The organism is Aerococcus sp. L_32, from assembly GCF_050689315.1.
In genome coordinates this window covers 1-1,017 of record NZ_JBOEQF010000616.1, presented here as the reverse complement: position 1 = coordinate 1,017, position 1,017 = coordinate 1, and the positions used below count along the sequence as shown (strand labels likewise).

Annotated in this window: 1 protein-coding gene and 1 pseudogene; both read left to right on the top strand. The window is 42.3% G+C overall.

Translation table 11 applies throughout. The annotated features are described in order from the left end of the window. Nucleotides 1–345 (top strand): annotated as a pseudogene (locus ACRCJ0_RS15185) (dehydrogenase); the annotation flags it as partial. Then, nucleotides 335–1,017: 5'-3' exonuclease (locus ACRCJ0_RS15180; protein ID WP_431391042.1), on the top strand; the 683-nt coding region annotated here is incomplete at its 3' end. The pseudogene ACRCJ0_RS15185 and the gene ACRCJ0_RS15180, both read left to right, overlap by 11 nt.

Sequence of the window (1,017 nt, the reverse complement as noted above, 5' to 3'; positions counted from 1 at the left end):
GTTGTTGTACCACCAATCGCCTTGATGGGGATTATTACGCGTACAGTATCGATGAACTTCCCTGGCCCAGGTTCTCGTTTAGTTGAAATGAATATCAATATCATCCACTCTATTCCACATAACTCAATCATCACGTTTGAATTTGAGGTTATCCGTGTAGAAGAATTGAAGCAATTCGTGACGATTCACTGTATTGGGAAATTTACCAACTCAACTGGTGACGACCGTGTCCTAGATGCCATGTTGACTGTTTTACCACCACTAGAGCACCTACAAAATGACGCTGAAACGATTGATGCAGGTGTATTCCAACGAATTTCAGGAGGCGACTCAATTGAGTACTAATAAAGAAAAGAAGAAGCTCGTCCTATTTGACGGGTCATCTCTGGCTTTTCGTTCTTTCTTTGCCATCCATAATATCGATTCATTCGTAAACAAGAATGGTATGCATACCAATGCCTTGTTTGCTTTTCATGAAATGATGAATAATATCTTGGAAAAAGAACAGCCGACGCATGCCTTGGTGGCGTGGGACGCAGGTAAAACGACGTTTAGAAACGAATTCTTTGATGAATATAAAGGCGGGCGTCAATCAACACCGTCTGAGTTTAGAGAGCAGATGCCATTTTTCAATGTGCTCCTAGATGCCTTTGGGGTTGCGCATTATGAGTTGACGAACTATGAGGCGGACGACATTATCGGGACTTTTGCGACTAAAGTAGACCCTGAAGAATTTGATGTTGTCGTGATTTCTGGGGACAAGGATTTGACGCAATTGGCACGGGACAATGTCCGGGTAGATATCACCAAAAAAGGGGTATCTGAATTAGCGTCTTATACGCCAGCTTCGATTATGGAAGATATGGGGATTACACCTGAACAAATCATTGATATGAAGGGGTTAATGGGGGATTCTTCAGATAACTACCCCGGTGTATCAGGGATTGGTGAAAAGACAGCCCTAAAATTATTACATGAATATGGGTCAATGGAAGCGATGTATGAGCAAATTGACGA